This window comes from Actinoplanes italicus, assembly GCF_003001815.1.
Classification (GTDB): Bacteria; Actinomycetota; Actinomycetes; order Mycobacteriales; family Micromonosporaceae; genus Actinoplanes; species Actinoplanes italicus.
On sequence record NZ_PVMZ01000069.1, the window covers coordinates 1 to 1078 of the forward strand.

The 1078-nt window shown below is 67.7% G+C and carries 1 protein-coding gene; it reads right to left on the reverse strand.

Annotation, left to right across the window (positions count from 1 at the left end; genetic code table 11):
• Positions 1-973, reverse strand: a 973-nt coding sequence (locus tag CLV67_RS50835) for an IS481 family transposase (protein ID WP_106331202.1), incomplete at its 3' end; no start/stop codon positions are given.
• Positions 974-1078 lie beyond the last annotated feature (105 nt).

Genomic DNA, 1078 nt, shown 5'->3' on the forward strand with positions numbered 1-1078 from the left:
TGTTCTGCCCAGAGAGGTTGGGAACGCGGTTGGCGGGTGGTCCGCCGATGGCGGTGTGGTGGCGGTGGTGATTGTAGGTGTGCAGGAATCGGGGTAGGGCTTTGCGTCTGGCGTTTTCGCTGGTGTAGGGCTTGGCGTAGGCCCATTCCTCGGTCAGGGTGCGGTGGAAGCGTTCGACCTTGCCGTTGGTTTGTGGCCGGTAGGGGCGGGTCTTTTTCACCCGGACGCCGAGCTGGGTGCAGGTCTGATGCCACAGCCGCGACACATAGCAGGAACCGTTGTCGGTCAGGACCCGGACGATGGTGATGCCATGGCCGGCGAACCAGGCGTGGGCCCGCCTCCAGAATCCGGTGGCGGTCTCCTTGGTCTCGTCGGCCAGAATTTCGGTGTAGGCCAGCCGGGAGTGATCGTCGAGGGCGGTGTGCAGGTAGGCGTAGCCGAGCCCGCGGCTGGTGGTGCGGTGTGCGGTGGTGGTGCGGTTGCGTTCTGCTTTCTGGCGTCCGTGGGTGCGGTGGCCGCCGCCGTCGGGGATGTTGCCGAGTTTCTTGATGTCGACGTGGATCAGGTCGCCGGGCGCCTGGTGTTCGTAGCGGCGGATCGGCTCGGCCGTGGCCCGGTCGAGGTGGGCCAGCCGGGCGGCACCGGCCCTGCGCAGGATCGCGTGGCAGGTCGAAGCCGCAAGACCGAGTCTCCAGCCGATCCGCACCGGTCCGAGTCGTTGGCTACGGCGTAGATGCAGGACGCGGCGTTCGACGGGGCGGGGGGTGCGATTCGGACTGTGATGCGGCCGGCTGGACCGGTCGGCCATGCCGGCCGCGCCGTGGGTGCGGTATCGGTCGGCCCAGCGTTTCGCGGTTGTCGGGCTGACCTGGAACCGGTCGGCAGCCCGGCGCAGCGGCCATTCGTCGTCCACGACGCACCGTGCCAGCCGCAATCGGCCGCGTTCGGTCAGTGTGGCGTTAGCGTGGGGCACGAGGACCTCCCGGGTGAAACGGAACCTTAGACAGCTCCACCTCACCCGGAGGTCCTCGCCTATTTCAGGACTTCCGCAGCGTTACCAACGTCCGTGGCCAGTACA